Origin of the sequence: Alkalicoccobacillus porphyridii (genome assembly GCF_007293315.1) — a bacterium.
Classification (GTDB): Bacteria; Bacillota; Bacilli; order Bacillales; family Bacillaceae_D; genus Alkalicoccobacillus; species Alkalicoccobacillus porphyridii.
Genome location: NZ_VLXZ01000118.1, coordinates 1 through 320 on the forward strand (window position 1 = coordinate 1; position 320 = coordinate 320).

Annotated in this window: 2 protein-coding genes; both read right to left on the reverse strand. The window is 53.8% G+C overall.

Features of this window, described 5'->3' with window-relative positions; all coding sequences use genetic code 11:
* Window positions 1–160 (reverse strand): SDR family NAD(P)-dependent oxidoreductase (locus FN960_RS23745; protein ID WP_143850789.1); only part of this gene is annotated, 160 nt, incomplete at its 3' end.
* A 3-nt stretch (window positions 161–163) separates the two neighbouring features.
* On the reverse strand, window positions 164–319 hold the full coding sequence (locus FN960_RS23750; RefSeq protein WP_368854057.1) for a PTS glucitol/sorbitol transporter subunit IIA: 156 nt from the start codon (window positions 317–319) through the stop codon (window positions 164–166).
* Window position 320: the final 1 nt, after the last annotated feature.

The following is a 320-nucleotide window of genomic DNA, read 5'->3' on the forward strand; positions in this document are numbered from 1 at the left end:
TTCCTTCACCATATTCGGCGTTAATTTCTTGTGCCACATTTGCGGCTTTGTCGCTCTGAATATCGACAACCGCGACGCGATACCCCTCGGCAGCCAGACCGTGGCACAGGAACGCGCCTAAGGTTTGCCCACCACCGATGACAACGGCAACCTGATTCATTTTTTACTCCTTAACAGATTCAAACTTCAAAACCGATCCCGGCGCGATATCGTCGGGTACAGGGCCTGCCACATGGACAGTGCCCGGAAATTCCGCTTCGTTTAAACCATCGAAGCGCAGGGTGACATGACCCAGTTCGCGAAGGTTGTCTTCCGCCACG